Source organism: Streptomyces sp. NPDC002671 (assembly GCF_053592475.1).
Genome location: NZ_JBSFVU010000006.1, coordinates 49,730 through 76,453 on the forward strand (window position 1 = coordinate 49,730; position 26,724 = coordinate 76,453).

At 69.4% G+C, this 26,724-nt stretch carries 27 protein-coding genes and 2 pseudogenes; 14 read left to right on the top strand and 15 right to left on the bottom strand.

Annotated features, from left to right (window positions below; genetic code table 11):
* Positions 1 to 75: 75 nt before the first annotated feature.
* Together ACWD35_RS10950 and ACWD35_RS10955 are read left to right on the top strand one after the other, a co-directional pair.
* On the top strand, positions 76 to 942 hold the full coding sequence (locus ACWD35_RS10950) for an AAA family ATPase (RefSeq protein ID WP_451350865.1): 867 nt from the start codon (positions 76 to 78) through the stop codon (positions 940 to 942).
* Positions 939 to 2,291, top strand: a complete 1,353-nt coding sequence (locus ACWD35_RS10955; RefSeq protein WP_451350866.1) for a vWA domain-containing protein — start codon at positions 939 to 941, stop codon at positions 2,289 to 2,291. Before ACWD35_RS10950 ends, ACWD35_RS10955 begins: the two co-directional genes overlap by 4 nt.
* 25 nt (positions 2,292 to 2,316) lie before the next feature.
* On the opposite strand, the pseudogene ACWD35_RS10960 reads toward ACWD35_RS10955, so the two are convergent.
* Positions 2,317 to 2,474, bottom strand: a pseudogene (locus ACWD35_RS10960) (cupin domain-containing protein); the annotation flags it as partial.
* Positions 2,475 to 2,569: 95 nt separating this feature from the next.
* Here ACWD35_RS10960 and ACWD35_RS10965 point away from each other — a divergent pair.
* Positions 2,570 to 3,535 carry a pirin family protein gene (locus ACWD35_RS10965; protein ID WP_451350867.1) on the top strand — a complete coding sequence of 322 codons (966 nt, stop codon included), beginning with the start codon at positions 2,570 to 2,572 and terminating at the stop codon, positions 3,533 to 3,535.
* 247 nt (positions 3,536 to 3,782) lie between these two features.
* Here ACWD35_RS10965 and ACWD35_RS10970 read toward each other — a convergent pair.
* Positions 3,783 to 4,177 (bottom strand): annotated as a pseudogene (locus tag ACWD35_RS10970) (FAD-dependent oxidoreductase); the annotation flags it as partial.
* A gap of 214 nt (positions 4,178 to 4,391) precedes the next feature.
* Positions 4,392 to 4,907: a MarR family winged helix-turn-helix transcriptional regulator gene (locus tag ACWD35_RS10975; protein WP_451350868.1), complete on the bottom strand. Its 516-nt coding sequence runs from the start codon at positions 4,905 to 4,907 to the stop codon at positions 4,392 to 4,394.
* A gap of 267 nt (positions 4,908 to 5,174) precedes the next feature.
* On the opposite strand from ACWD35_RS10975, the gene ACWD35_RS10980 reads away from it, so the two are divergent.
* The 5 genes from ACWD35_RS10980 (at position 5,175) to ACWD35_RS11000 (ending at position 9,394) form a co-directional block, all read left to right on the top strand.
* Positions 5,175 to 5,516, top strand: a complete 342-nt coding sequence (locus ACWD35_RS10980) for an antibiotic biosynthesis monooxygenase family protein (protein WP_451350869.1) — start codon at positions 5,175 to 5,177, stop codon at positions 5,514 to 5,516.
* Positions 5,513 to 6,400 carry an NAD(P)-dependent oxidoreductase gene (locus tag ACWD35_RS10985; RefSeq protein WP_451350870.1) on the top strand — a complete coding sequence of 296 codons (888 nt, stop codon included), beginning with the start codon at positions 5,513 to 5,515 and terminating at the stop codon, positions 6,398 to 6,400. Before ACWD35_RS10980 ends, ACWD35_RS10985 begins: the two co-directional genes overlap by 4 nt.
* A complete protein-coding gene (locus ACWD35_RS10990; protein WP_451350871.1) occupies positions 6,397 to 7,380 on the top strand; it encodes an amidohydrolase family protein in 984 nt (327 codons plus the stop codon). The genes ACWD35_RS10985 and ACWD35_RS10990 overlap by 4 nt, the downstream gene beginning before the upstream one ends.
* Positions 7,377 to 8,621 carry a cytochrome P450 family protein gene (locus ACWD35_RS10995; protein WP_451350872.1) on the top strand — a complete coding sequence of 415 codons (1,245 nt, stop codon included), beginning with the start codon at positions 7,377 to 7,379 and terminating at the stop codon, positions 8,619 to 8,621. Before ACWD35_RS10990 ends, ACWD35_RS10995 begins: the two co-directional genes overlap by 4 nt.
* A 440-nt stretch (positions 8,622 to 9,061) precedes the next feature.
* Positions 9,062 to 9,394, top strand: coding sequence for a hypothetical protein (locus ACWD35_RS11000; RefSeq protein WP_451350873.1), 333 nt, complete (start codon positions 9,062 to 9,064; stop codon positions 9,392 to 9,394).
* Positions 9,395 to 9,993: 599 nt separating this feature from the next.
* On the opposite strand, the gene ACWD35_RS11005 is transcribed toward ACWD35_RS11000, so the two are convergent.
* The 3 genes from ACWD35_RS11005 to ACWD35_RS11015 form a co-directional block, all read right to left on the bottom strand.
* Positions 9,994 to 10,509: an N-acetyltransferase family protein gene (locus tag ACWD35_RS11005; protein ID WP_451350874.1), complete on the bottom strand. Its 516-nt coding sequence runs from the start codon at positions 10,507 to 10,509 to the stop codon at positions 9,994 to 9,996.
* 327 nt (positions 10,510 to 10,836) lie between these two features.
* Positions 10,837 to 11,916: a transposase gene (locus ACWD35_RS11010; RefSeq protein WP_451351094.1), complete on the bottom strand. Its 1,080-nt coding sequence runs from the start codon at positions 11,914 to 11,916 to the stop codon at positions 10,837 to 10,839.
* A 177-nt stretch (positions 11,917 to 12,093) separates the two neighbouring features.
* Positions 12,094 to 12,444, bottom strand: a complete 351-nt coding sequence (locus ACWD35_RS11015; protein WP_451350875.1) for a hypothetical protein — start codon at positions 12,442 to 12,444, stop codon at positions 12,094 to 12,096.
* A gap of 671 nt (positions 12,445 to 13,115) precedes the next feature.
* On the opposite strand from ACWD35_RS11015, the gene ACWD35_RS11020 reads away from it, so the two are divergent.
* Positions 13,116 to 13,715: a hypothetical protein gene (locus tag ACWD35_RS11020; protein WP_451350876.1), complete on the top strand. Its 600-nt coding sequence runs from the start codon at positions 13,116 to 13,118 to the stop codon at positions 13,713 to 13,715.
* A gap of 369 nt (positions 13,716 to 14,084) precedes the next feature.
* Here ACWD35_RS11020 and ACWD35_RS11025 read toward each other — a convergent pair whose 3' ends face one another.
* A complete protein-coding gene (locus ACWD35_RS11025; RefSeq protein WP_451350877.1) occupies positions 14,085 to 14,480 on the bottom strand; it encodes a nuclear transport factor 2 family protein in 396 nt (131 codons plus the stop codon).
* 145 nt (positions 14,481 to 14,625) lie between these two features.
* Between ACWD35_RS11025 and ACWD35_RS11030 the strand changes: the two genes are divergently transcribed.
* Positions 14,626 to 15,627: a GlxA family transcriptional regulator gene (locus ACWD35_RS11030; RefSeq protein WP_451350878.1), complete on the top strand. Its 1,002-nt coding sequence runs from the start codon at positions 14,626 to 14,628 to the stop codon at positions 15,625 to 15,627.
* A gap of 73 nt (positions 15,628 to 15,700) precedes the next feature.
* Entirely contained in the window at positions 15,701 to 16,432 is a 732-nt protein-coding gene (locus tag ACWD35_RS11035; RefSeq protein WP_451350879.1) for an SDR family NAD(P)-dependent oxidoreductase, read from the top strand.
* A 209-nt stretch (positions 16,433 to 16,641) separates the two neighbouring features.
* On the opposite strand, the gene ACWD35_RS11040 is transcribed toward ACWD35_RS11035, so the two are convergent.
* Positions 16,642 to 18,156 carry a lysyl oxidase family protein gene (locus tag ACWD35_RS11040; protein ID WP_451350880.1) on the bottom strand — a complete coding sequence of 505 codons (1,515 nt, stop codon included), beginning with the start codon at positions 18,154 to 18,156 and terminating at the stop codon, positions 16,642 to 16,644.
* Between the two features lie 319 nt (positions 18,157 to 18,475).
* On the opposite strand from ACWD35_RS11040, the gene ACWD35_RS11045 reads away from it, so the two are divergent.
* Positions 18,476 to 19,585 (top strand): FAD-dependent oxidoreductase, encoded by a 1,110-nt coding sequence (locus ACWD35_RS11045; RefSeq protein ID WP_451350881.1) that lies wholly within the window; start codon positions 18,476 to 18,478, stop codon positions 19,583 to 19,585.
* 107 nt (positions 19,586 to 19,692) lie between these two features.
* Here the strand turns inward: ACWD35_RS11045 and ACWD35_RS11050 are convergent, their stop codons facing one another.
* Positions 19,693 to 20,430 carry an SDR family oxidoreductase gene (locus ACWD35_RS11050; protein WP_451350882.1) on the bottom strand — a complete coding sequence of 246 codons (738 nt, stop codon included), beginning with the start codon at positions 20,428 to 20,430 and terminating at the stop codon, positions 19,693 to 19,695.
* A 198-nt stretch (positions 20,431 to 20,628) separates the two neighbouring features.
* Between ACWD35_RS11050 and ACWD35_RS11055 the strand changes: the two genes are divergently transcribed.
* The gene (locus ACWD35_RS11055) at positions 20,629 to 21,429 is read left to right on the top strand and encodes a helix-turn-helix transcriptional regulator (protein ID WP_451350883.1); all 801 of its coding nucleotides are present in this window, start codon (positions 20,629 to 20,631) and stop codon (positions 21,427 to 21,429) included.
* A gap of 10 nt (positions 21,430 to 21,439) precedes the next feature.
* On the opposite strand, the gene ACWD35_RS11060 is transcribed toward ACWD35_RS11055, so the two are convergent.
* Positions 21,440 to 21,655 (bottom strand): hypothetical protein, encoded by a 216-nt coding sequence (locus ACWD35_RS11060; protein ID WP_451350884.1) that lies wholly within the window; start codon positions 21,653 to 21,655, stop codon positions 21,440 to 21,442.
* A gap of 196 nt (positions 21,656 to 21,851) precedes the next feature.
* Positions 21,852 to 22,067 carry a tautomerase family protein gene (locus tag ACWD35_RS11065; protein WP_451350885.1) on the bottom strand — a complete coding sequence of 72 codons (216 nt, stop codon included), beginning with the start codon at positions 22,065 to 22,067 and terminating at the stop codon, positions 21,852 to 21,854.
* A gap of 157 nt (positions 22,068 to 22,224) precedes the next feature.
* Between ACWD35_RS11065 and ACWD35_RS11070 the strand changes: the two genes are divergently transcribed.
* Positions 22,225 to 23,121 (top strand): helix-turn-helix transcriptional regulator, encoded by an 897-nt coding sequence (locus tag ACWD35_RS11070; RefSeq protein ID WP_451350886.1) that lies wholly within the window; start codon positions 22,225 to 22,227, stop codon positions 23,119 to 23,121.
* A gap of 67 nt (positions 23,122 to 23,188) precedes the next feature.
* Here ACWD35_RS11070 and ACWD35_RS11075 read toward each other — a convergent pair whose 3' ends face one another.
* The 4 genes from ACWD35_RS11075 to ACWD35_RS11090 form a co-directional block, all read right to left on the bottom strand.
* Positions 23,189 to 23,935, bottom strand: a complete 747-nt coding sequence (locus ACWD35_RS11075) for a sulfite exporter TauE/SafE family protein (RefSeq protein ID WP_451350887.1) — start codon at positions 23,933 to 23,935, stop codon at positions 23,189 to 23,191.
* Complete coding sequence (locus tag ACWD35_RS11080) at positions 23,932 to 24,303, bottom strand: rhodanese-like domain-containing protein (RefSeq protein ID WP_451350888.1); 372 nt, start codon at positions 24,301 to 24,303, stop codon at positions 23,932 to 23,934. The genes ACWD35_RS11075 and ACWD35_RS11080 overlap by 4 nt, the downstream gene beginning before the upstream one ends.
* Before the next feature lie 59 nt (positions 24,304 to 24,362).
* A complete protein-coding gene (locus ACWD35_RS11085) occupies positions 24,363 to 25,724 on the bottom strand; it encodes a rhodanese-like domain-containing protein (RefSeq protein WP_451350889.1) in 1,362 nt (453 codons plus the stop codon).
* A gap of 100 nt (positions 25,725 to 25,824) precedes the next feature.
* Positions 25,825 to 26,664, bottom strand: a complete 840-nt coding sequence (locus tag ACWD35_RS11090; RefSeq protein WP_451350890.1) for a GntR family transcriptional regulator — start codon at positions 26,662 to 26,664, stop codon at positions 25,825 to 25,827.
* Positions 26,665 to 26,724: the final 60 nt, after the last annotated feature.

A 26,724-nucleotide genomic window follows, 5' to 3' on the forward strand; every position in this document is an offset into this window, starting at 1 on the left:
CCTGAACAAGCGCTTAGATAGTGAGCACACAGATAGTGACTGACCCGCACGCTCCCGACCCGCCGGAGGCTCCCGTTGTTCACGTCCGTCGACGACGTCTCCGCCCGCCTCGCCGAGACCGGATACCTCGCCTCGCCCGCCGTCGCCACGACCGTCTTCCTCGCGGACCGGCTGGGCAAGCCGCTGCTCGTGGAGGGCCCCGCGGGCGTGGGCAAGACCGAGCTGGCCAAGGCCGTCGCCCAGGTGGCGGACGCCCGGCTGGTACGGCTCCAGTGCTACGAGGGCGTGGACGAGTCCCGGGCGCTGTACGAGTGGAACCACGCCAAGCAGCTGCTGCGCATCAGCGCGGGCCGTGACGAGACCTGGGACGAGACCCGCACCGACATCTTCAGCGAGGAGTTCCTGCTCCCGCGCCCGCTGCTCACCGCCATCCGCGGCGACGAGCCGACGGTGCTGCTGATCGACGAGACCGACAAGGCCGACGTCGAGATGGAGGGGCTGCTGCTGGAGGTACTCAGCGACTTCCAGGTCACCGTCCCGGAGCTGGGTACGGTCACGGCGACGCGCCGCCCGTTCGTCGTCCTCACCTCCAACGCCGGCCGGGAGCTGTCCGAGGCGCTGCGCCGCCGCTGTCTGTTCCTGCACATCGGGTTCCCGGAGGAGGAGCTGGAGCGGCGGATCGTACGGCTGAAGGTGCCGGGGCTCGGCGAGGCGCTGGCCGCGTCGGTGGTGCGGGTGGTCGGGGCGCTGCGCGCGATGGACCTGCGGAAGGCTCCGTCCGTCGCCGAGACCGTCGACTGGGCGCGCACCCTGCTCGCCCTGGGCGCAGACGCGCTGGACGAGACCGTCGTACGGGACAGTCTCGGGGTGATCCTCAAGCACCAGGACGACATCCAGAAGGCCGCCGCCAAGCTCGACCTGGACGCGCTGGACGCGCGGTGAGCGACGTCGCCGAGCGGATCACCGGGCTGGTCGGTGCCCTGCGCGCGCACGGCGTGCGGATCGGCACCGGGGAGACCGTCGACGCAGCCCTCGCTGTCGAGGCGCTGGGACTCTCGGACCGGGAGCTGCTGCGCGAGGGGCTGGCCGCCACGCTGCTGCACGGACCGGGCCAACGCGCGGTGTTCGACCCGGTCTTCGACCTGTACTTCCCGCGCGGCGTCGGCCGTCCGGACCGGGAGGCGGCGGACCGGGAGGAGCTGCGCGACCGGCTCGCGGACGCGCTGGCCGCCGACGACCGCTCACTGCTGGCCCAGTTGGCGGCGGAGGCGGTGGACGGCCTTGGCGGGTACGGGAGTTCACCGGAGTCGGACGGCTGGTCGTCGTACCAGACCCTGGACCGGCTGCGCCCGCAGACCCTGCTGGCCCGGGTACGGGCCGACGTACGCGGGCGGGACGGGGGCACGGGGTTCGCGGACCGGCTGCTGGACGACGAGATCCGGCGCCGGATCGAGGAGTTCCGGCGGATGGTCGCGGCGGAGGCCCGGCGCCGGGTCGCCGAGCGGCGCGGGCGGGACGAGATCGCCCGGCGCGCGGTCCGGCCGACCGCCGACCGGGTGGACTTCCTCTACGCCGGCCGGGACCAACTGGCCGAGCTGCGCAGGGCGGTTCAGCCGCTGGCGCGCAAACTGGCGACTCGGCTGGCCGCGCGCCGCCGCCGCGCCGCGCGCGGCAGCATCGACCTGCGCCGCACGCTGCGCTCCTCGCTGTCCACGGGCGGGGTCCCGATGCGGCCGGTGCTGCGCCGGCGCCGCCCGGCCCGCCCCGAACTGGTCCTGCTCTGCGATGTCTCGGGCTCGGTGTCGGGCTTCTCGGACTTCACGATGCTGCTGGTGCAGGCGCTGCACGACCAGTTCAGCAAGCTCCGCGTGTTCGCCTTCGTCAACCGACTGGACGAGGTGACCGGCCTCCTCGACCACGGCAGGGCCGACCCTGACGGGCTCAGCGCCCGCATCCGCGCGGAGGCCACGCTGACCGGCTGGCACGGCAGCAGCGACTACGGCGTGGCCCTGGGCGAGTTCACGGAGCGCTACGGCGATGCGGTCGGCCCGCGTACGACGGTGTTCGTCCTCGGGGACGCGCGCACCAACATGAGCGACCCGAACCTCCCCGCCGTCCGCGAACTCGCCCGGCGGGCCCGCCGCGTCTACTGGCTCAACCCCGAGTCACGCACCCAGTGGGGCACGGGCGACTCGGCGGCGCCCGCCTACGCCGACCTGGTGGAGATGCACGAGTGCCGCACGGCCCGGCAGCTGGGCACGCTGGTGGGACGGCTGCTGCCGGTGACGTGAGCGAGGCGTTCGTCCTCGTACCCTACGAGTCGTGACCGGGCGGGCAGACGAAGACGTCGCCGGGGCCGACCTCGGACTCGCCGCCGTCGTCCAAACGGATGTGTATCCCCCCTGGACCACGCATCCCTTGTGGTGGATCATGCTGGTCTCGGTGGCACCGCCATTCGGCGGCACGGCCGACGATGTCCCCCGCCTCCTCGGCGAGCCGTACGCTGACCTCGGCGCGTGGCCGAGCGTCTGCTCGGCAGCCGGGACGGCCGACCGCTAAGTTGGCCGCCATGAGCAACCTTGACCGCGCGCCCGTGCCCAGTGTGTGCGGCGGACGCGGATTCGTCGTCGCCGAGCCCGTCCGCGAGCTGCTGAGCCCCCGTCATGTGAAGCTCGGCGAGTCGACCGAGGTGCGTCGGCTGCTGCCGAACCTGGGCCGCCGCATGATCGGTGCCTGGGCCTTCGTCGACCACTACGGCCCGGACGACATCGCCGACGAGCCCGGCATGCAGGTCCCGCCGCATCCCCACATGGGGCTGCAGACGGTCAGCTGGCTGCACGAGGGCGAGGTGCTGCACCGCGACTCCACGGGCAGCCTGCAGACGATCCGGCCCAGACAGCTCGGGCTGATGACCTCGGGCCGCGCGATCAGCCACTCGGAGGAGAGCCCCCGTCCGCACGCCCGGTTCCTGCACGGCGCACAGCTGTGGGTCGCGCTGCCGGACGGGCACCGCCACACCGACCCCCGGTTCGAGTACCACCCCGAGCTGCCCACGGTCACGGCACCCGGCCTGACCGCCACGGTGATCCTCGGCGCCCTCGACGGCTCCGCCTCACCCGGCACGACGTACACCCCGATCGTCGGCGCCGACCTCGCCCTCACCCGGGGAACCGACGTCCGCCTGCCTCTCGACGCGGACTTCGAGTACGGCGTGCTGGCGATGTCCGGCGAGGTCCACGTGGACGGGGTGCCGGTGCTGCCAGGCTCGATGCTGTACCTGGGCTGCGGACGCACCGAACTCCCGCTGCGCGCCGAGTCGGACGCCGGGATCATGCTGCTCGGCGGCGAGCCCTTCGCCGAGGAGCTGATCATGTGGTGGAACTTCGTCGCCCGCTCCCAGGAGGAGATCGTACAGGCTCGCGAGGACTGGATGAAGGGGGCACGTTTCGGTGAGGTGAAGGGCTACGCCGGGGGTCCGCTGCCCGCACCCGAGCTGCCGCCGGTGCCGTTGAAGCCACGCGGAAGGGTGCGCTGACCTGGGAAAACCCGATTCTCCCGTCCAGGGAGTTCGAGACAGTGTCTCCGCCTGTCCGGCCACGAGGACCCCTGGTGGCGCGGGCCCTTGGATGCTGCCGCACGGACTCCTCCGAGGCTGTCCGCGTTTCCAAGGTCTGGGCATCTGAGGGCAGCTTTGACCGGACGAATGCTGTGATTACGGAGGGTGAGTCAAGCGCTCAGGTGATGGCTGCATCGATCTTCTGTGCCAGGTGCCGGGCAAGCCCTCAGCCTAGGATGAGTGCATCCCACTGATCTCGGGTCGGGCCGTCGTGCTTTGGCGAGAAGTCTGGGTGGGCAGCCGCCAAGCGGTGTCGTGCCGGTCCACTTCGTCGGTGCCGTAGGCGTCGTCGGCTGGTCGCAGGAGATGGCGTACCTGGGCTCGGGCTCTCATGACGACCGGGTCGTCGAAGGCGCAGGCGGCCAGGGCGGCAGCCCGCCGATCTGCGGGTGGTGAGCTCTCGGCGAGGCGCTGCTCGTTGGCGCGGTCGGCTGTCACCCGGGCGTCGAACCACGGGCGGAGGGCCTGTGCTGTCCAGGTGTGGTAGCCGGTGGGGTCCGCGGCGATCTGGTCGACATGGGTGGCGAGGTGCTGGGCAGCGCGCAGGCCGAGGGCCGCGCCTCGAAGCCGGCCGATCGCAGTTTCGCCTCGATCGGCGTGGTCATTCGGGCCCAGACGGGTTTCTGTTCTTCTCCGTGGTGGGTGACCAGTTCGCGTCGGATCGTGCCGTCGTCGCGGTCCTGGAGTCCGGTCAGGGCGGACAGCAGCGAGGGATCGGCAATGAAGTGGTCAGCCAGGTCTTCGGCGACTGAGGACACGAGTCAGGCGTCGAGTATCAGCCACAGCAGCTCGTGCAAGGACTCGCGTTGCTGTGTGGTGAGCCGGGCCAGGGGTTCGGCGGCGAAGGGCATGCGGGTGCGGAGGTCGGCGGCGACGGTGCGGCCGGCCGTGGTGGCGGCGACGCGCTTACGCAGCGGTCGCCGGGGTCGGGGCTGCGCTCGACCAGGCCGCGGGACTCCAGCCGGTCGATGATCACGGTGACGTTGGAGGGCTCCGCGTGCAGGCGGTCGGCGATGCGGCGCATGGGGACCGGTTCCTCAGTGGCCAGCAGTGCCTTGGCGTGGAGCGGGCGCACGTCGTGGGCGGCCGCTGCGGCCTCGGACTCCTGGGTGTAGCGGCGGTTGATAGCCGCGAAGAGGCCGTACGGGCGCCCTTCATCGCTCGCGGTGAAGCACCGAGGCGAAACGCTTCCCCACTCCCCGTTCACCGCACTGCCGCGCCCGGCGTGCTCCGGGGCAAGGAACAGCCCTTCGAGGCAAGGAACCGCTCGTACGCCGGGTGTCCGCCCCACTCGTCCAGCTCCCACGGGCGGTTGCCGATCCCAAAGGGTCCTGATCTCCCCGAGACGCATCGGGGGTTGCAGACCTCCGTTCGCGTGCGGCCATCGGCGCCCTGTAGTCAGCGAAACGCACCATCTCGCCACTCACCCGAAGAGAGCAATCACGGACCGTTATCCCCTTGTCCCCATTGGCCCGCGCCCCATTCGGAGTTGCGCCCGCACGAGGGACATGAGGCCGTGAGAGTCGTGTCCTGCCGGATCCCACCATCAGGAGGAGACATGGGCACGAGGAACAACGGCCAACCGGCCGAAAATCTGAGCGTCGTTTTCACCGTCCGAGTGATCGAGGGCGGCGAGCAGGGATTCCTGGATCTGTACGACCAGCTCCGCAAATCCGTCGCCCGGACCCCCGGCCACATCGTCGAGAGGCTGGGAGCACCCGTGGACGACTCCCGGCAGTGGGTCATCACCAGCGAGTGGCAGACGGCTGAGCACTTCTTCGCCTGGCAGCAGAGCGCGGAGCACCGCGCACTGGTGGCTCCGCTGCGCCGGTGGGTCGACTCGACGCAGTCGCTGCGGTTTCGAGTCGTCAAGGAGACCAAAGGTGTGGTGACGTCATGACGCGTATCGCCAACGGCCCCGTCGCCGTACTCGGGCTCGGCACGATGGGCACCGGCCTGGCCACCCGCCTCCTCGATCGGGGAATGCAAGTCCGGGTCTGGAACCGTACCCCGGAGCGGGCCGAACCGCTTGCCCGGGCAGGCGTCTTCTTCGCTCCCCGCCCCGTCGACGCCGTCGAGGGCACGAGCGCCGCCATCTGCGTCGTCGCCGACGGCGAAGCTGTCGGCTCCGTGCTGCACGGAGCCGACGGCGTCCTGTCCAAGGGCGCCTACCCCGGCGTCCTGATCTGCGCCAGCACCGTCTCCCCCGAAGAGGTCCTCCAGATCGCCGGGGACATCCCCTCGGTCGTGGACGTCGGCATGCTCGGCAATTGCGACCATGCCCGTGACGGCGAGCTGCGGCTCTTCGTCGGCGGCGAGGAGCAGGCGTTCAACGCCTGCCGCCCGCTGTTGGAGATGCTGGGCAAGGAGGTCGTCCATCTGGGCGCACTCGGTTCCGGCATGCGGATGAAGCTGTGCCTCAACCTGCTGATGGGCATAGAGGTGCAGGCCCTGGCCGAGGTCACTGAACTCGCGGCCGCCTGCGGCCTCGACCGGCAAATGGTCCTCAAGACCATCGCAGGCAGCGGCTTCGCCTCTCCGGTCATGGCGTTCAAGTCGAGGCGCCTGGGTTCCGGCCGCTTCGAGGAGCCGGACTTCCGGCTGCGGCTGATGGCGAAAGACCTCATGCTCGCTACCAAGCAGGCAGCGGCAGTCGGCCTGAGTCTGCCGCTGGCGACCGCCGCGGCCGAGACCCACGTCCATGCCACCGAGCAGGGACTGGGCGACCAGGACTGTGCCGCGGTCACCCGCGCACTCACACGGAAACCGGGTAGCGACACGTGATCATCGACATCCACGGGCATCTCTCCCCGCCGGAGGCAGCCAAACGCTTCCCCATGCCACCGAGTCTGACCGACGTCGACGGCATGCTCGCCGCTCGCGCCGAGGCCGGCATCGACCTCACCATCATCGGCAGCCCCGTCGGCGCCGGAGCGATGGCGCGGGTACCGGGCGTGGACAACTACGCGCAACCACGAGACCGGCTGCGCAGTTTCCACGCCTGGATGTCGGGGCTGATCGCCAGGTTCCCGGACCGGTTGCGCGGCTATGTGTACGCCAACCCCTTCGGGGACGACGATCACCTCGAAGGGGTGCAGGAGACCTTGGAGGACCCGGCCTTCGTCGGCCTGATCACCACGTCCAGCGTCCACGGGGAGTTGCTCGGCTCCCCGCGCGCCGACTCCTTCTTCGCACTGGCCGCGGAGGCGAGGGTGCCGGTCCTGGTACACGCCCCGGCGGAACCGGTCGGCACGGAACGGGTCGACGAGATCGGCTTCGTCGAGCAGATCGGCCGGTTCGACGACGTCACTATGGGCATGGCCATGATCGCCTTCGCGGGGTGGCTGGACAAGTACCCGGATCTACGGCTGATCGGCGCGACCGGCGGCGGCGCGATGGCGCTGCTGCCGGAACGCCTGCAAACGGCCGCGCGCCCCCGGCACTGGGCCGGGGGCGCGCCGCCCGCCGGCCAGCCCGGGGCAGTCTCCGCCCCGCCTGCTTCCGACGGACCGGCGGTCGATCCGGCCGCGGCGCTGCGGCGCATGTACGTCGACACGAGCCCGTCCAGCTCGGCGCATCTGAGTCTGAACACGGAGGTGCTGGGACCTGAACGGATGCTGTTCGGCACGGACTCACCACCGTTGGCCGTGCCGCTGGAGGAGCAGATCCGCATGATCGAGAAGTTGCCGGTCGACAAGGCGTCGCAGCAGCTCATCCTCGGTGGCACCGCCGAGGCCCTCTTCGACCTCAGGAGTCGTCCGTGACCACCACGCAAGAGGCTGTCACCGCGGCCGAACGCTGCACCCCGGAGTTCCGGCGGGACCCTCACACGGTCTACGCCCATCTCCGCGACGCGGCCCCGGTCTGCCCCATGAGGCCGCCGCACGGCAACGAGACGTACCTGATCACCCGGTACGAGGACGCGCGGGCCGCCCTGTCGGATCCGCGGTTGAGCAAGGACATGTACGGGGCCATGGACGCCTACCGGAGGATCTTCGGTGACTCGTCAGTCGCGCTGGACGACAACATGCTCAACTCCGACGCGCCCAAGCACACTCGGCTGCGCAGGCTGGTCAACTCCGCGTTCACCCCACGGCGCGTGGAGGCTCTGCGGCCGAAGGTCGAGGACATAGTCCGGGGCCTGCTCGACGGGTGCCCGACTCGGGAGCCCTTCGACCTTCTGCCGGTCTTCGCGTTCCCGCTGCCGATGATCGTGATCTGCGATCTGCTCGGTGTACCACCCGAGGAGCGGTCGCGGATGCAGAACCTGTCCTCGACGGTGGCCCAGAGCGGTTTCAACGAGGAGGCCAAGCGGGCCCAGCACAAGGCGGAGGAGGATCTGCACGCGTACTTCTCGGATCTCATCGCCGCCAAGCGGAGCCGTCCGGGTGATGATCTCCTGAGCGCGCTCACCGCGGTCCGGGACGACGCCGGCGGCGGGCTGACCGAGAACGAGCTGGTCTCCACGGCGTTCCTGCTGATGTTCGCGGGTCACAAGACGACCGCGTACCTGCTCGGCAACGCCGTGCATCATCTCCTGTCCCATCCCGAGCAGCTGCGCGCGGTGCGGGAGAACCGGGAGCTGATGCGTGCCGCGGTCGAGGAACTGGTGCGCTACGACGGCTCCGTGGAGAGCGCGACGTTCCGCTATGCGACCGAGGACGTGGAGTACGGCGGGACGCGGATTCCCAAGGGTGCCCTGGTCCAGATCGCGATCAGTTCGGCCAACCGCGATCCGCTGAAGTTCGACGCCCCGGACGAGTTGAATGTGACACGTCCGGGCAATGCGCAGGACGCGCATCTGGGGTTCGGGCACGGCAGCCACTACTGCCTGGGAGCCCCGCTGGCCCGGCTCGAGATGCAGCTGGCGCTCACCGCCCTGTTCGACCGGTTCCCGAGGATGGCTCTGGCCGACCCCCGCGCCGAGACGCGGTGGCTGGAGGTTCCCTTCCCGGCCTTCCGCGGCCTCGCGGAGCTTCCGGTCGTACTCGATCCTGCCGGGTGACCGACGCACAGGGGGGAGGATTCCAACAGCTCAGCGGCGAGCCCGCGCACGTGAGTGCAAGGGCCCGCCGCGGCGAGATGGAAGCCTGCCCCCGTTCGGGGACTGAGATCCCTTGTTTCAGACCAGCTCCACTCCCCGTGCCGTCGGGCCGGAGGCCCAAGGTGGACAGGTCCCGCGAGTCCCAGGCACGCGGTCCGCCTGACGGCTTCGCCGCGCGCCCACCGCACCACTACGCCAACCCGGCACCGTGTCGAGGACGTGCACCTGTGAAGTCCGGCGGAAGAGTCGAGTCCCACGTACCGTCAAGCGACCGGCCCAACCACGAACCACGACGTCAGCCCTGACCATTGCCGGAACCCGGCCGTCTCCGATGCCGTCACCGGAGCAGTAGCACGCCCATACGCCTTTGCGCCCAGACCTCGGCACGTCGGAGCCGTCAGGTGCTCGCGGACTTGATCGCCGGGGCCCTGATCGCGGCCACGGTGAAGTTCGCCCTGACCGTTCACGACGCGATCATGCTGCTGGCCGAGCCGGGACGGAAGGCGCAGACCGCGGGCGACAACCTCGCCACCGGCCTCGACGACGCCGCTGACGCGGCTTCGAAAGTGCCGCTCGTCGGCGGCTCCCTGAAAAAGCCGCTCCAGTCCACCGCCGGCGCCGGCACCGGTCTCTCCGACGCCGGACAGTCACTGCAGCACATCGTGGACCAGGTGGTCACCCTGACCGCACTCGCCCTGATCGTCCTCCCTGTGGCCTTCGTACTGCTGCTGTGACTTCCTCCGCGCCTGCGCTGGATTCGGCGCAGCGCCACCACCCGACGCCTCCTCGACAACCCCGGAGGCGCCGACCTGCTCGCCCTGCGCGACCTCGCCACGGTCCCCACCCCGCCGGGCGGCCTCGCCGACGCCTGGCGCCGCAAGGACCAGCAAGCCATCTCCGACTTGTCCAAGGTCGCACTCAGACGGGCGGGCCTGCGCCCCTGACGGGCAGAGCCGGGAACGGTCCCAGCACACTCCAAGAGACTTCGGTCCGCCAGCTGACGGCGAAGGCGTTGGTACCGCCCGAGTCATCGAGTGCCCGACGACGGGATCAGTCTGTTCCGAGGGTGAGCGTCCAGCCCCTGCCCGGCCGCCCTGACGGAGTCTCAAGGGCCCGGGCGGGCCGATCGATGCTCCTGGTGAGCGAGGAGCTTGGTCAAGGAAACATCCGCCCCTGTGCAGATGCACAATCGGGTGAGCCGATCCGGCTTCACCGCTCCATCGACCCCGTCGTTACGGCTCGCGCACACGGTAACTCCCACTGGTGATCGGTGTGTTCATGGCGACGTATTACCCCACCGTGATCCATCACCCGGTGATCATCGAAGCCGGACCTAGAGCAGGATGCGGAGGTCGAGCACGGGCCCGGTGGCGTCGACCGGTGTCGCGTCCAGTTTCCTCAGGACATGGAGCATCGGCTTGTTGCTCGCCGCCGCCGCGGCGGCCAGCGTGTGGTGTCCCTCGCGGCGGGCTACGGTCGCCGCATGTTCGGCCAGCGCAGTGCCGAGCCCCCTGGCCTGCCACGCTTCCTCGACCAGGATCGCGAGTTCCCCCACCCCTTGCTGATCGGTGCGCATGACGTTGGTCATGGCGATGATGTGGTCCGTACGCTCGGCCGGAGTGGTCACCAGCGTGGTGCCGTGCTCTGGGCTGGAAAACTGACGCCATTCGGCAGGTGAGAGTCCGGACTTGCCTGCGTGGTATCGCAGGGCCCGGCTGCCCGGCGAGCAGCGGCGGTGCAGTTCCTGGACCGGCACCAGGTCGACGGGGGCCGCCTCACGGGTCCGTGTGGCGGTGCCGTCGGTCGCCGTGATCGAGTGTGCGGCGTCTCGACGGCTGGCGTCGGGCATCGACGTTCTCCTCCCATTGCGATCGTGACTGCTGTGCCGCGGCTCCCGGGACGCAAGCGCGGCCTTGGTACCGCAGCAGTCTTTTGCCGCCTCCAGGCCGTCTCAAGAGGACTTCGCGCCACGTCGATTGCACTGCGCATACGTTCAACCATGCAGCGAAGCGAAAACAATGAGGAATCGCGGTCCTCATCGACACCGATGCTGGGCATTGCTCACGCCATCGCTCAAGGATTTACGCGGAGGGCCGCCCGGCCCTCGCCACCAGGACAGACCGATGAACGTCCGCACTTCGCGTAAGTGACCCACTTCCAAGTGGGTGTGCACCACTCAACCCGCTGGTACAGAGAACGGGGGTGCCGGGAAGCGGCCGGCACCACGACCTGACATCTGGCCTCTCTCGGACTCGCCGCAACGGGTGCCGGTCGGATAGCCGGCGAGATCAACCAGGCCGGTCAGCTCGGCGACCTGTGCACCGTCGCGCAGGGTTCCGTCCTGGTTCAAGGTGGGGTGCCAAACCTGCTCGGGCAGCGAGCGGATCGCGCGGCGGACGTCGGCGGTGACCGCGGTACCGACGGAGAAGCCGATGTTGATGCCGCGAAGGCGCAGGTTGCGCAGGTGGTGGAGGAAGGCTTTCGCGGAGCCGGCGGAGTCTGTCCGGATCAGGATCGGGGTGCCGTAGCGGTGGGTGTCGGGGAGCTGGGCGGGTGCGTCGTCGAGCACGGTGATGTGATCGGCGGCGGTGTTCGCTCCGGCATTGCCCGGTCGCAGTCGTCCGGACAGGGTTTCGCCGGTGTTGGCCAGGAAGCACAGCAGCGGGTGGTAGCCGAACCCGCCCTTATAGGTGGCGGCGGCCTGTTCCTTCTCCGAGTGGCAGGCGACCAGCGTGGCGTCGAGGTCCAGCACCAGGCCCGCAAGTTCGAGTCCGCCGGTCCTCACGGCGGGTATGCCCTCACCACTGTCGGTGGCCTGCAGCCAGGCCACTTCGCGTGCCGAAGCACGGGCCGTCCGCGGCCGGGCCAGCACGCCGGCGTGGATGTCGGCGAGCAGCCGCCAGGCTGTGGGTGTGGAGGCCACCGGGCCGAACACCTCGCACTGGTCACGCAGGGCGGCCAGTTCGGTGAGGGCTTCGCCGCCGTCGGCGAGCATCACAGCCAGGTCAGCGGCGACCCGGCCCGGATCGTGTCCGGTCCCGCGCGGTCGCAACGGCCGCAGCACACCTGAGTACGCAGCTGTCAGCCCGGTCGCCTCAGCGAGATCCGCCAGCAATCGCGCTCCGGCATGTCCGACGACCCCCATCCCGTCGGCCGACACCACAACCCTGGGACGCAAACCGATAGCCTGCACGTAGAAAGTGCCTTCCGCTTGGTACGACCGAACCCCTCGACATGGTTCATCGTCCCAGCTCAGAAGGCACTTTCGCGTTCCCGGATCCCTGAAGTGGGGTTCGCGCCTTCTTTCGTGTGAGTCGGAGGCAAACTCTATTGCCCCACGACGGACCGCTGTTTGTTATGGGCGAGTGGGCAGAGGCCAGACAGACCCAGCCCGAATAAGCCTCACTGAACTGCCCGGCACTACGAAAGAAGTTCAGTCCATGCCGATCTCATACCACTGTACGTCAGTATATGACCACGAACCCATGCGGTCACTCTGAACGCCAATCTGGAGCCCGACCTTCTTGCCGGAATAGCGCGTTAGGTTATCAATATCAATACGTCCCTGGCCTGATCCACCGCCCCCTGTCACCCAATTCTTGCCCCCACTGTCCTCGCTGGTCAAGTACAGCCCGACGGCGTTACAACGGCCGCTGATGTTGATGTCGCCGTGAACGGTCCAGCCGGTGTCTCCTTTAGAGGCAACTGTGCCAGAAAAACTGACTGTGCACTTGTATCCCATGAAGTCTACGTACTCAGAAAAACCAACCGGAACTTCAGCCACGATGATCCTCCTTGAGGTCAAAAGAAACCCTTGATACGATCGGACCTCTTTCAACTTCAATAGCGCCTCAGGTCAGCAACCTGCCCTCGCCACACCAAAACCACTGACCTGCGAGACCCAGGTTGAAAAGGTTCGCTTAGGTCTATATATTGCAATTTCGGTGGGCATATTCACGCGTTTTCCTGAGAATCCCCCCGATGGGCGAGTGCTGAACCTCTTTGAGCCTGGCTCTGGAGGATGAAATGGTCTGGTCGGAGGGGATGTGACGACGCGAGGCTTCTGGCCGTTGCGCTGGTGTTCTTACGCCGTGCTTCGCCCAAGGAGCGGGCCTGGACGGTGTCACAAGGTCTGATGTCAACACCGTTGCGTTTGGATCTTGAGCGGCAGGTCAAGCCCTGGTGAATGACGCAACGGTGTTGTCATCCTGCTCGTCCAGCGATCAACAACCTCGCCCCGCCGACTGAGACTCCGACTGGGACGTCGCCTGGGACGTCGGCGCACTCCTGTGGCCCGACGGGCGGCGCCGGCCCGGAATGCGAGCGGCCGTATGTGGGGGTGCGCGGCCGGGCCTTGACGGTGAAAACCGGCGGCTGGGACTCTCTCCCGGCACCTCGCAGGACACTCCCCATCGGCCCACGCATTCCACCGAAGACCGAAGGAGAAGTTCCGCCATGGGTTCATCCGGTTTACCCGAAGACAACGGCAGCTCGCCCGCCGAGAACGGCGTCAGACCGTCGGACCGACGGTCCTTCCTCACCCGGGCGCTCGGCGTGACGGCAGGTCTCGCCGGAGCCGCAGTCACCGCCGGCGCGTTCGCCGCACCGGCCGCCGCCGACGCCTCCGGGGTCCAGTCCACGCAGGACGACTGGCGCTTCTGCAACAAGTGCTTCGCGCTGTACTACTGGGGCTACCCCACCGACGGCGTCTGCCCGGCGGGCGGCGCGCACTACGCCCAGGGGTACAACTTCATCCTCCCCTACGACGTCCCCGAGACGCCGACCGCGCAGAAGAACTGGCGCTTCTGCAACAAGTGCTTCTCGATGTTCTTCTGGGGCTACCCGTCTAACGGGGTCTGCGCTGCGGGCGGCGCACACTACGCTCAGGGCTTCAACTTCGTGCTCCCGCACGACATATCGGGGGACCAGGCGAACTGGCGCTTCTGCAGCAAGTGCTACTCGATGTACTACTGGGGCTACCCGACGGACGGCGTCTGTCCGGTCGGCGGTGCGCACTACGCCCAGGGCTACAACTTCGTCCTCCCGCACTACTAGGACTTCAACGCCGTTGAGTTTGGATCTTGAGCGGCAGGTCAAGCCCTGGTGAATGACGCAACGGGACGTCCTGATAGATCAACTTGTTGCTGAGGCAAGGCGATCATCGGGAGTCCCGTTGCGTGAGAAGTCTGCGGTCGGCGGTCTCGGTGAAGAGGCTTCCTCGGTCACTGACCGGCTCCGCTGCCCGTACCGACTGTGAGTCGGTGATCGCCGCGGTCGGGTCCACGTCCCGCGGGCGACCGCCATTTCCGTGCCGCATGACAGGGCCCCTTGTGCGTCCGGGATGGTTTCGTCACCCCTGGACTACCAAGAGGCCCTGTTTCTACGTGCAGTTACCGATGAACCAGCACGCCCGGCCGAGAGCCGTCAAGAGGAAACCTCAGCGGGCGCGATCGCGGCCTGCATCGCCACTCCGTCGACGTAGGAGTGCTTTTCCTTCACCGCCCCGTTCTCGACCAGGACGAAGTCCGCGAGGTCGACGTCGAGTGCGGCGCCGGAGGCGGACTTCCCGGTCATCTTGAACTGGGCCACCCAGAAGTCCTCCCCGACACGCAGCGAGACAAGTTCGAACGTCAGGTCAGGGACGAGCTCGAACGTGCCGGCCGCCGCCTGACGGATGGCTTCCCGCCCGCGCGCCGGGGGCTGACCCGAGTGCAGATGGAACACCGAGTCGACCGTGTGGAGTTCGGCGATCCGATCGGGGTCGCGAGCCTCCCAACAAGCGTGGTAGCGCTCGAAGAGGTCGCGGGTGGTAGCGGTCATTGCCTGCCCTCCAGTCCGTGGACAATCAGTCTTGTTGCATGCAACGTCCCGACCGGTCCCAGGTCAAGATCCTCCGCGACTTGTGGCGTGATCTGTGGGTTGCGCGTCGTTGACGCCTTTCGCGCAGGTCAGGCAGCCTGCTGCCATGCGTCGGGTGGTGTTCGTGGTGTACGAGGGGTTCCAGGCAGTCGATCTGGTGGGCCCGCATTCGGTGTTCCATTACGCACAGCAAGCGGTCGGCGGCTACGACTGCCAGGTGGTGGCGCCCCAGGCCGGCCCGGTCCGGTCCTCCAGCGGCCTGCCGATGTTCGCCGCGCACGGGATCGGCGACCTCACCCCCGAAGGGCTGGACACCCTCGTCGTGGTGGGCGGATCAGGCGTGAACGACGCGCGCCGCGACCCCGGACTGGTCGCGTGGATCGCCGCCGCGGCGGCCGGTGCGCGGCGGGTCGCGTCGGTGTGCAGCGGGGTGCTCCTCCTCGCCGCGACCGGATTCCTCGTCGGACGACGGGTTACCACGCACTGGGCTCGTGAACGGCAACTCGCCGATGAGCACCCCGAGCTGACGGTGGACTGCGACCCGATCTTCATCAGGGACGGTCGGGTGTGGACCTCGGCCGGGGTCAGCTCCGGAATGGACCTCGCGCTCGCCCTGGTGGAGGACGACCACGGCCCGGAGATCGCGCTGGCTGCCGCGCGCAAAATGGTCCTGTACCTGCGGCGGCCGGGTAACCAGTCCCAGTTCAGCGTTCCGCTGTGGTCGGCGCAGCCGACCAGCGACCCGATCCGCAAAGCCGTGCGGGCGGTCCAGGACAATCCCGGCGGCAGGCACACCGTCGCAGCACTGGCCGACTGCGCCGGTCTGAGCCCACGTCACCTGCAGCGTCGCTTCACTGCGGAGATCGGCGTGGGGCCGGCGGCCTACGTCGAACGCGTTCGAGTGGAGGCGGCCCGGCGGGCGCTCACCGAGGCCGACGAGCCAGTGGCCGCACTCGCCCGCCGCCTCGGCTTCGGCACCGCCGAGACCTTGCGCCGCACCTTCCACCGCCGCGTCGGGATCGCCCCCGCCGAATACCGCGACCGCTTCGGCTCGGCCGAAGCGCGAGACGTCGCCCCCGGCCGGGAGCCCGACGGCGAACGGGTCTGAGGGCGACCGGAGCCGGCCCGGGGCGCCGGGCCCGGAACAGTCTTGAATTCCCACACAGCCTTGGGAGGTTGACATGGAGGCACGACTCGTGACGGTGGTCACGGGTGGAAGTCGCGGGATCGGCGCAGCTGTCTGCGCCCGCCTTGCGAACGAGGGACACGACATCGTCCTCGGCTACCGCTCCGACAGCTCCGCGGCGAAGTCGGTCGCCGAACTGGTCCGACAGGCCGGCCGCAGGTGCGTCACCGTCCGTGCGGACACCGCCGACGAAGCGGACGTCGATGGGCTCTTCGACCGTGCCGCCGACCTCGGTCCCGTCACCGCGCTCGTGAACAATGCCGGAACCAGCGGGCCGAACGGCCGGCTGACCGACGCCGACGCCGCGGGTATCCGCAGGGCACTCGATGTCAACGTCCTCGGATACCTCCTCTGTGCCCGGCGCGCCATCCAGGAGATGACCGACCGCGGCGGCGGAGCGATCGTCAACATCTCCTCGGCCGCAGCCACGCTCGGCAGCCCGGGACAGTACGTCCACTACGCCGCCGCCAAGGCTGCCGTAGACGCGATGACGGTGGGGCTGTCGAAGGAGGTCGCCGCGCAGGGCATCCGCGTCAACTGCGTTGCCCCCGGCACCATCTGGACCGAATTCCATCAGGACCCCGAACGCCCCCGGAAGGTTGCCTCCGCCATCCCCCTGGGCCGTGCCGGACAGCCCGAAGAGATCGCCGCCGCCGTCTCCTGGCTGCTTTCCGCCGATGCGTCGTACGCGACCGGAGCGATCCTCCGGGTGGCCGGGGGACAGTAGCCCAGGCCTGCGGCGCGGTCGTGCCGGTGATCGCACTCGCGTGAGTCCGAAGTCGCCGGGCTCTTCACGGAACTCCCAGGCCTGGTCACCGGAGCGGCTGGCCGAGCACCGCGCTGCGGTCGTCGAGGCCGCGCGCCGCATCAGCGAGCCGAAGACGTGTCGTCCCAGTTGAGCGGGCGGGGACATGGGCAGCCCCCGCCCGCGGACGATCACGGTGCGTCGACGCGACCGTACTTCGGGACGGTCACCGTGCGGGCGCCCGGCTCACCGCCGAGGATCACCTTGCGGTAGGTGACGTTGTTGGCCGTGCTCTGTTCCGTGAGTCGGTGATCGGGGTTGGCGAGGACCTGGATGTAGTAGGTGCCGTTCGGCAGGCCGGTGATGTCGAAGGACTGTCCGGGCCGCTCCTGGGAGTACGTGTCGCCGTTGCCGATGTCCAGAGCCTCGCGGACGGAGACGGAGGACTCCTGACCGCAGGCGGTGGCGAGGTCGGTGTTGTACGGGCGCCAGTTGGCGTTCTTCACCGTGTAGTCGATGGCGTCGGTGTTGGCGAGGCAGAAGGCTTCCTTGCCGCTGCGGACGATCTCCTTCTTGTCCGCGCCGAGCAGCCGGTAGCTGGCGAAGTCGCTGAAGTGCCAGTGCTGGTGGCCCACCCGCGGGTCCCACTCCATGGTGCCGGTGGGCGTGTATCCGACCTGCTTGCCCTTGGCGTCGAAGAAGTACTGGTAGGCGTCCATCATCTTTGCGCCGGGGCGGCGGAACCCGTCCACGACCAGCGGCGAGGAGCCGCCGTTCCAGACGGTCGCGCTGAAGGCCAGGTAGTCCTTGGCCGGGGCGGCGCGTTCCCCGTCTCCGTGGTTGACGGTGATGCCGTACGCGGGCAGGGCGCGCAGGTCCGGCTTGGGCGCATCAGCGGGGACGCCCGCTCGGCCCGCCGGACGCTTCGCGGCCGGCTCCAGGCTCTTCCCCTTGGCCTTGAGCCCAGGCCCGCCTGCGAGCAGGCCCTCACCGCCGCCGGGATTCTGCTCGCGGACCTCGACCTTGATGGTCCGGGTCTGGTCCGGCATGCCGAACAAGTCCCGGTACTTCTTCGCCACGGAGACCTTTGCGGTGTAGACGCCGGGCTTCAGGTCGACCGAGGCGTTCGGTCCGTAGCCCGGTGCCGTGGCCGCCGCCCAGCCCTTGTCGACGCCCCATACGGAGCCGAGCGCGAACGGGTTGTCGGAGCAGCTGCCGGGGTACTTCGAGGTGGCCGGAGCGTCCGGCCGTATCCGCCCCGCCTGGTTGTTCGGGCAGAAGGTCTGCGAGGTGTCGGCCACCTTCCGGCCCGACTGGTCGCTGATGCTGACCTTGAGGAAGCCGGGCAGCCCCGAAAAGTCCTTCACCAGGTCCTTGGGCAGGGACTTGGTCACGGTCCTGCCGCCTGAGCGGATGATCTGTGAGGCGACGACGGGGTCGTTGTAGGACTTGCGCGTCACCCGCAGTTCGAGCGGTGCGCCGTCGACGGTGACGTAGGTGCCGAGGTCGAGGTAGACCCCCGGCTCACCTTTCCAGCGGTCCACGGTCACCGTGTCCGACGCGGCAATGAGCCTCAGCTTTGGGGTGCCCGTCGGCGTTGCCGCTCCAGCGGCGGGCGCCGCCAGTGTTCCGGCAGTACCGACGGAGAGGGCCGCGGTGGCGATGAACGCCGCGCGCCCGAGGATATGGCGGTGGTGTCTGGTCATCGGTTCCTTCTCGCGTGCGTCGTCCGGTGGCTGCCGATCCCCCTGGCAGCCGTCGGACATGACATGTGTGTCACTTGTGAACAGGGTGAGAAGGGCGCGTTGGTTGCTTCGCACTCGGCAAGTCCTCGCGTATTGAGGTGAGTTGACGGTCCTCACCGCAGCGGAGTAGCGGCAGGTCTGAGTCTTCTTGCGCTCGCGGTGCCTGGCCGGTTCGGTACCGGCACACCCGTATTTCAGAGGCACTTTCTCGGTGGCTGTGCTTTCTTGGTCATGCGCCGGACCTCCTGGCAACTCACCCACCCTTCGAGGGGACACCCCCATGAACTCCGCTCACGGCTCCCGCATCGCGGTCGTCGGCGCCGGCCTCGGCGGCCTTGCCTTAGCTCGCGTCCTGCAGCTCCACGGCCGCTCCGTCACCGTCTTCGAATGTGAGGCTGCCACCGGCGTCCGCCCCCAGGGCGGCAGCCTCGACATACGTGCCGACACCGGTCAGATCGCTCTGCGCGCGGCGGGCCTGCTCGACCGGTTCCGCGCCCTGTCCCGCCCCGAAGGCCAGGCGTGGCGCGTGGTTGACCCCGTCACCGCCACCGCCCTGCCCGTCCCGGGGCCCGGCCACGACGACGACAGCCCGGAGATCGACCGCGGCCAGCTGCGCAGCCTGTTGCTGGAATCCCTCGCCGAGGGCACCGTCCGGTGGGGCTGCACTGTCACCGGGGCCACCCCGCTCGGGGACGGCTCCTGGCGCCTGCTCCTCGACGATGGCACCGCCGAGGACGCCGACCTGGTGGTCGGCGCCGACGGCGCCTGGTCGCGCATCCGCCCAGCCCTGTCGGACGCCACACCCGGCTACACCGGTGTCACCTTCATCGAGACCGGTTTCGACGACTGCGACACCCGCCATCCCGCCCTCGCACGCATGGTCGGCAACGGCACCCTGCTGGCGACGGCCGACGGCAAGGCTCTGCTCGCCCAACGCAACAGCAACGGCCACATCCGCGTCTACGTCGCCTTCCGCGCCCCACATGACTGGCAGGTGGCCGCCGACGTGGAACCCGACGACACGGCGGCCGTGCGCGCACACCTGCTGAAGATGTTCGACGGCTGGGACGAGAACCTGCTCTACCTCCTGCGGCACCACGACGGCGAGTTCGTCAACCGGCCCGTGTTCGTGCTGCCCGCCCCGCACACCTGGGAACACCTCCCTGGCATCACCCTGCTGGGCGACGCCGCGCACCTGATGCCCCCCGTCGGGCTCGGTGCCAACCTCGCCATGCTCGACGGCACCGACCTCGCCCACGCCCTCATCACCGAATCCAGCATCGACGACGCCGTCCGCGCCTACGAGAACCTCATGCTGCCGCGCTCGGCCCAGGCCGCCCAGGACTGCGCCGAGGCACTCGACAACCTCATTCCCCCGACGGACTCCTGAGCAAGCGCCACCACCACACCAGCCACGATCCGGTCCCTCCCCGACCTGGCCGCCCTAGAGGAGCGATGGGGGTTCGGGCCCGCCATGCGCCTCGGACTTGAGCGGGTTCAGTTCTGGGCCGTGGGCCGAACGACGATCTCGTTCACGTCCACGGTCGCCGGCTGCTCGATGGCGAACGCGATGGCCTGGGCGATCGCCTCAGGCGGTATCGCGATCCGGTCCCGCATCGCCGTGATCTCCGCTCGGACCTGCGGATTCGTTGACGCTTCGGCGAAGTCGGTCCCGACCGCGCCGGGCGAGACGGTGGTGACCCGCAGGGAGTCACCGGCTTCCTGGCGCAGGCCCTCGCAGATGGCGCGGACCGCGAACTTCGTACCGGCGTAGACCGCCATGGTCGGCACGATGCGAAACGCGGCCGTGGAGGCGATGGTGATGAACTGGCCCGTGCCCTGGGCCCGGAAGATCGGCAGCGCGGCGCCGATTCCGTGCAGCACGCCCTTGATGTTGACGTCGACCATCTGGTCCCACTCGTCGACCCGCAGATCGTCGAGAGGCGAGATCGTGCCGGCCCCGGCGTTGCTGACCAGCACGTCGAGCCGGCCAAATCGCTCGCCGGCCAGTGCGACCAGGGCGTGCAGGTCGTCCCGTCGGGTCACGTCCGTACGGGTCTGTACGGCCGCGCCGCCCGACTTCTCGATCCGCGCCACCAGATCCGCGAGGCGCTCGGATCGGCGCGCACCCAAGACGAGCCGTGCGCCTCGCGCGGCGAGCAGCAGTGCGGTCGCCTCGCCGATGCCGCTGCTGGCTCCCGTGATCGCCACGACCTTGCCGTCGATTCCCGACATGATGTCTTCCTCTTCCTCTTCCTCTTCTTTTTCCTTCTCGGTGCCGGTTCCGGATGATCGCCAGGAACGCGTCCGCGCGCCGGGATCCGGCCGCAGGCCACCGGTGGGCGCCGCACCTCCCGCTCGGGCTTCAGTCTGCGATGGCTTTAGCCTGGTATCCAGAGCGTGTTTATTCTGGAACCAGGGGTGCCATCCACCATGCCGCAACAGCCGGACCAACGCCGTGAGCTGGGCGCTTTCCTCCGCAGCCGCAGGGAGCGGATCACCCCTGACCAGGTCGGACTGCCACACACCGGCCGACGCCGGACCCCGGGCCTGCGCCGGGAGGAACTCGCGCTGCTCGCCGGGATCAGCGCGACCTGGTACACGTACCTTGAGCAGGGCCGGGACATCCGCGCCTCGGACCAGGTGCTCGACGCCCTCGCCTCGGTGCTGCAGCTCGACCGGCACGAGCGCGGTCACCTCTTCCGACTGGCCGGACACGCGCCTGCGGCCGAACCCGAAGAAGCTGAGCCGCTCGCGGCCGAGGTGGCGGCCGTCCCGCTCCTGCTCCAGCCGCACCCGGCGTACATCATCGGCGGCAACTACGACGTGCTCAGCTGCAACCAGGCGGCCGACGAGCTGTTCCCGCACCTCACCACGGCCGCGGACAGGCCGGCGAACTTCGCCCGCTGGGTCTTCCTCGAACCTGCGGCCCGGGACGTTCTGGTCGACTGGGAGACCGAGGCGCGCGGCCTGCTTGCCCGGCTGCGGACGCTGGCCGGACGCCACCCGGGCGACGTCCGCTACACCCGGCTGATCGACGAGCTGAACGCGGGCAGCCCGGAAGTGCGTGCCTGGTGGCCGCAGTACGACGTGCAAGCCCGGCACGGCGGACGGAAACGGCTACGGAGCCCGGGACGCGGGGTGGTCGACTTCGCTTACACCGCGTTCCACCTGGCCGAACAGCCGGAACAGACACTGGTGATCTACTCCGACGGCCGGGAATCCGCCGATTGAGCTCTGTCGACTACCCCGCACGGCGTGGTGTCTGGGTCAGCGCGAGGATCTGCCAGCGGTCGCGTGTGGTGTCGTATGCCTCGGTGTTGGGGAAGACGCCGTGGGATCCGGGCGCCGGATTTCCTTCACCGCCGAAGGTGTAGATCGTCGTGCCGATGGCCGCCGCCGCGATGCCGCCGCGGGTCTGCCCGACGGCGGCGCCGCCCCGCTCGGTGCCCGACAGCATGAAGGTCGCGCCGAAGACCTAGGCGTCGCGCAGCGCCTGCCAGGATTCCCCACCGGACAGGCCGCCGAGTACGTAGATCCTGCCGCCGAGTGCCGGGGCGATGCCCGCGATCACGTAGACCTTGCTGCCGAGGGCGACGACACCGTGCTCCTGTCGGGCACCGCCTTGCGCCGGGCCGGCGCCGATGGAAGTGCGGTCAGCCGGCGGGCGGCTGCTGGATCTCGGCGGCGGTCAGAACGTGGCCGCCGATGCCCCAGCCGCCGTCGGGCACCTCCTCGACGAGCACCAGGGTGGTGGCGCGGGCACGTTCGCCGTAGATCTCGGTGTACAGGTCGGTGGCGCGGGTGATGATCTGCGCCTTCTGCTTGCCGGTGAGGGTGCCTGCGGGGACCTTGAAGTTCGCGTACGGCATCGGGTTCGCTCCTGCCGGGGTTCGGATGGGTGGGCCGCGACGTCGTGCGCTCGCCGCCCTCCCACCATCACCCGGTCTGCGGGCGGCAACCAGGCTGTGCACACCCTGGGGTTGCCACCCCCTGGTTCGCCCGGGTCGTACGCGGCACGATGCGGGCATGGACCTTTCCGAACTCGCCGCGTTCCTCAAGTCCCGGCGCGCGCGGATCCGGCCGGCCGACGTCGGTCTGCCCGCCGGGCCCCGGCGCCGGGTACCCGGGCTGCGGCGGGAGGAGGTGGCTCAGCTCGCGGGCCTGTCGGTCGACTACTACACCGAGCTGGAGCGCGGGCGCGGCACCCAGCCGTCTGCGCAGGTCCTGGCCGCCCTCGCCCGTGCGCTGCGCCTCGGCGGCGACGAGCGCGACCATCTGTTCCACCTCGCCGAGCGTCCCGTGCCCCCGGCCGCGGGCGGCCTGACCGCGCACATCACGCCGGGGCTGCTGGCGCTCCTTGACCGGCTCGCGGCGACTCCCGCGCAGATCATCACCGACCTGCACGAGACCCTCGTACAGAACGAGGCGGCCATCGCGCTCGTGGGCCGGCAGCCGACCGGGCGGGGGGCCAAGGCGAGCTTCATCCACCGCTGGTTCACCGATCCCGCTTCCCGCGCGATCTACCCGTCGGACGAACACCCGCACCATTCCCGGGTGTTCGTTGCCGACCTGCGGGCTGTCGCCGCACGGCGCGGCCGTGATGCCGAAGTGGACGGTCTTGTGGGGGTGTTGCGACGGCGCAGTCAGGAGTTCACCGCGCTGTGGGACACTCATGATGTCGGCCTGCGTCGCTCGGACCACAAGCGCATCGTCCATCCGGCCCTCGGCGTCATCGCGGTGGACTGCAACAGCCTGTTCAGCGAGGACGGACGCCAGCGCCTGCTGTGGTTCACCGCCCCGCCCGGCACCGAAGGTGCCGCGCAGCTGGAGCTGCTCTCCGTCATCGGTACGCAGGACATGGCGCCGGAGTCCGGTGCGGTGCAGTCCTGGACAGCTCCACCACACCGGAGGTCTTCGCCATGATCAAGCCCGGCCGGCGTCAACAACGCTCGTAATCAATACACGAGCGGCATCCTCAGCGGTTGGTACGTCAGACCATCCCGTCGATGAACATGAAAGCGGCCACTGCCAGCAGCCCCAGGGCAAAGACCTGCTGCAGTGTCCTGCCCCTCACCTTCGACGCCAGGCGCCTGCCGTCCCACGCTCCCAGGATCGCGGCGCCGGCGAAGGGGGCGACGACCGCCCAGTCGAGCCGGCTCGCAGTGCCACCACGCAGTCCGAGTGCCGCGAGCGAGTTGGCGGTGATGACCAGGAGGCTGGTGCCCACCGCCTCGCGCATGCGGAGTCCGAGTACACCCACGAGAGCCGGCACGGCGAGGAAGCCACCGCCGACTCCGAGGACGCCGGTCACCGCGCCGAGTCCGGCGCCTGCCGCTGCCGCGTGCCCGGGTCGGATCCTCCGGATGGCATCGTCCTCTTCCCTGGACCGCAGCATGCGCACCGCCGCGACCGCCGCGACCATCGCGAAGGCCGCCGACAGGGCGCCCGCAGGAAGGTGGGCGGCGAGCGCGGAGCCCAGCATCGCCGGGCCGATCCCGGCTGCGGCGAAGAGCAGTCCCACGCCCCAACGGACGTGTCCGTCACGGGCGTGCGCGGTCAGGGCGGTTGCCGAGGTGAGGGCCACGATGACCAGTGCAGCGGTGGTGGCCGCGACCGGGGTGAAGCCGAGCAGGTAGATCAGGGCGGGAACGGCCAGGACGCTGCCACCGCCCCCGAGCGCGCCGAGGGCCAGCCCGATCAGCGCGCCGGCTACGAGGGCGAGGATCAGGGCACTCACGCGACCGTACCGGGCAGGCCCTGCGAGTCCACCACCGGCAGCCCGGCCGCCGCCCACTCGCGCATCCCTCCGATCACATCCACAGCCTCGACGCCGTTGTCTGCCAGCAGTTCGGCGGCCTGCCGGGACCGGTTGCCCGAGCGGCAGATGACGACCAGGCATCGTCCTTGGGCCTCGGGAGGTAGTGGCATGCCTTCGAAGAGTTCGGCGAGGGAGCGGTGTACGGCTCCGGGCGCGTGACCCGCGTTCCATTCGTCGAGCTCGCGGACGTCCAGCAGAACGGACGCTGCGCCCTCAGGCCCGTGCCCGGTGCGTTCGGCCGCTTCCTCTACGGCGATCCGGCCTATGCCGGAACGGGAAGTCTCCATGCGTGATCCTCGCCTTGTGCAGTAGTGGGTTGTTCCGGCCCAGGTGGGCCCAGGTGGGCTCAGGTGGTACGGAGGGTGAGTCCGGCCTTGTCGGCGGCGGAGAAGGAGTCGTCCAGCGCGACGACATCACGGCCTGCCGCGTCCAGCAGCGAGGCGGCGATGGCGGCGCGCATACCAGCCGCGCAGTGCACCCACACCTCACCGGGCGGCACCGCGTCGAGGCGGCGGTGCAGGGTGTGCAGCGGGATGTGGACCGAATCCTCGATGAAGCCGGCAGCCCGCTCGGAGGCACGCCGGACGTCCAGCACGACCACGTCCTTGGCCGGGTGTCGCCCGGCCAGGTCGGCGAAGGTGGCGCGGGGGAAGGAGGCCAGGGCCTGGCTCCCCGCCGTCCAGGCCGACGGTCCGCCCGTGGCTGCGGCGGCCGGGCGGTCGATGCCGACGCGCACCAACTCTCGCTGCGCGTAAGCCAGTTGCTCAGTCGACTCGGCGAGCAGCGTCACCGGCTTGCCCCAGGGAATCAACCAGGCCAGGTAGGTGGCGAGTTGGCCGTCGGCCTCGAAGTTGTAGGTGCCGGCGACATGCCCTTCGGCGAACGCGATCCGGTTGCGCAGGTCGACCACCCACTCCCCGGCGGCCAGTCGTGCCGCGAGCTCCTCGGCATCGGCCACTGCGGGCGCCGTGAGGTCGACCGGAGAGGGTCCGGCGGAGTTGGCGGGCCCCATGTGTGCGTAGTACGCGGGGATGTCGTCGAGACCCGCGAGCATCCGGGTGATGAAGGTGTCGACGTCCTGCGTAAGCGCTTCGTTCGACGCCTTCTCCTTGCCGATGGTGGTCTCGTTCCCCTCAGCCTGGCCCGCGGAGCAGAAGCTGCCGAATCCGTGCGTGGGCAACACCGCGGCGGCGTCGGGCAGTTCCGCGGCAAGACGGTGCGCAGAGGCGTGCTGAGCACGGGCGAGGCGCTCTGTCAGGCGGGGCTCGACCAGATCGGGACGGCCGACGGTGCCGATCAGCAGAGAGCCTCCCGTGAACACCGCGACCACCGTGCCGTGCTGCTGAAGGGCGTATGCGGTGTGGTGCGGGGTGTGACCGGGTGTCGCCAGCGCCTGCAGGGCGAGCCCGGCGTCGATGATCGTGCGGTCCCCGTCGTGCACGGGTATTCGCTCGAAGGACACGGTGGCCCCGGCGGGTACGAGGTAGGCGGCGCCGGTGAAACGAGCGAGTTCCAGGCCACCGGTGACGTAGTCGTTGTGGATGTGGGTCTCGACGACATGTGAGATCCGCACGCCCCTGCGCGCCGCGGCTTCCAGCACACGGTCGGCGTCACGCGGCGGGTCGACGGCCACGGCCGAGCGCTCGCCGCCCGCCAGGTAGCTGCGGTTGCCGAGCCCCGCGACCTCGATCGTGTCGACGAAGAACATTTCAGACACTCCCCTCCAGCGCCACATACCTGTAGGGGGATATGGCGCGAGCACGAACGTTCAGCCAATTCGGGAACAAGAAGCCTGCCGAAGGCCCCCCTCACCGCACCGGATCGAGCCGCCGTACGCTCCGACGCGAGCGCGTGAACCGGCTCCCCGCCGGGTCGAGGCGATAGCCGGCACGGGCGTCGAACTGCGCCACGACGCTGAACCGATCGCCGCGGATGAGGGTGGTGCGCCACTCGACAGCGCGGCCGTGCGCGCGGCCGACCCGCTCGATGGAGAACGCCGCCACGCCCTCAGGGAGGCCGAGCAGTCTTTGTTCTGCGGCAGTTGGAATGACCGCCTGGATGCGTTCCTCTCCGCCGACGAGACGGATACCGCACCGATCGGCGAGCTCGTCGTAGAGCGCCGTGTGGCTGAAGTCGGCATCGAGCAGCGCCCGGGCGTCCGAGGCCAGAAGCCACACCTTGTCGTGGGCCAGCGGTTCTCCATCGGCCAGGCGGATGCGTTCCAAGTACAGAAGGGGCGTCGACTCCTCCATGCCCAGACGCACCGCTACGTGCGCGTCGGCGCGGATGTCGAGATTGCGGACGACGCTGCGCTGTTCGAGACCAGCCGCCTCGACGGAGGCGAACAGACTGTAGAGGGCGCCGACGGGCTGCTCGATGACAGCCTCACCCACCGGTCGCGGCCGTCGGCCTTTCGCCGCCGTGACCAGACCTTCCTCCCGCAGCCCGCGCAGCGCCGCACGGATGGTGTGCCGGCTGACTCCGTACCGGGCGGCCAGCTCGTTCTCGCCGGGGAAGGAGTCGACGAACTCGTCTCGCTCCAGCCGGGCCCTGAGGTCGTCGCGCACCTGACGCCACAGCGGAGTCCCGCCCCGGCCTGCCTGGGAACGCGCGCCCCGGTCGGCCGAGGGAGTGGGTTCCTCACCCATGGTTTCTCATCCTTGTGTACGTACATTTGAAAAGCTAATGTACGTACATTAGCTGGGGCG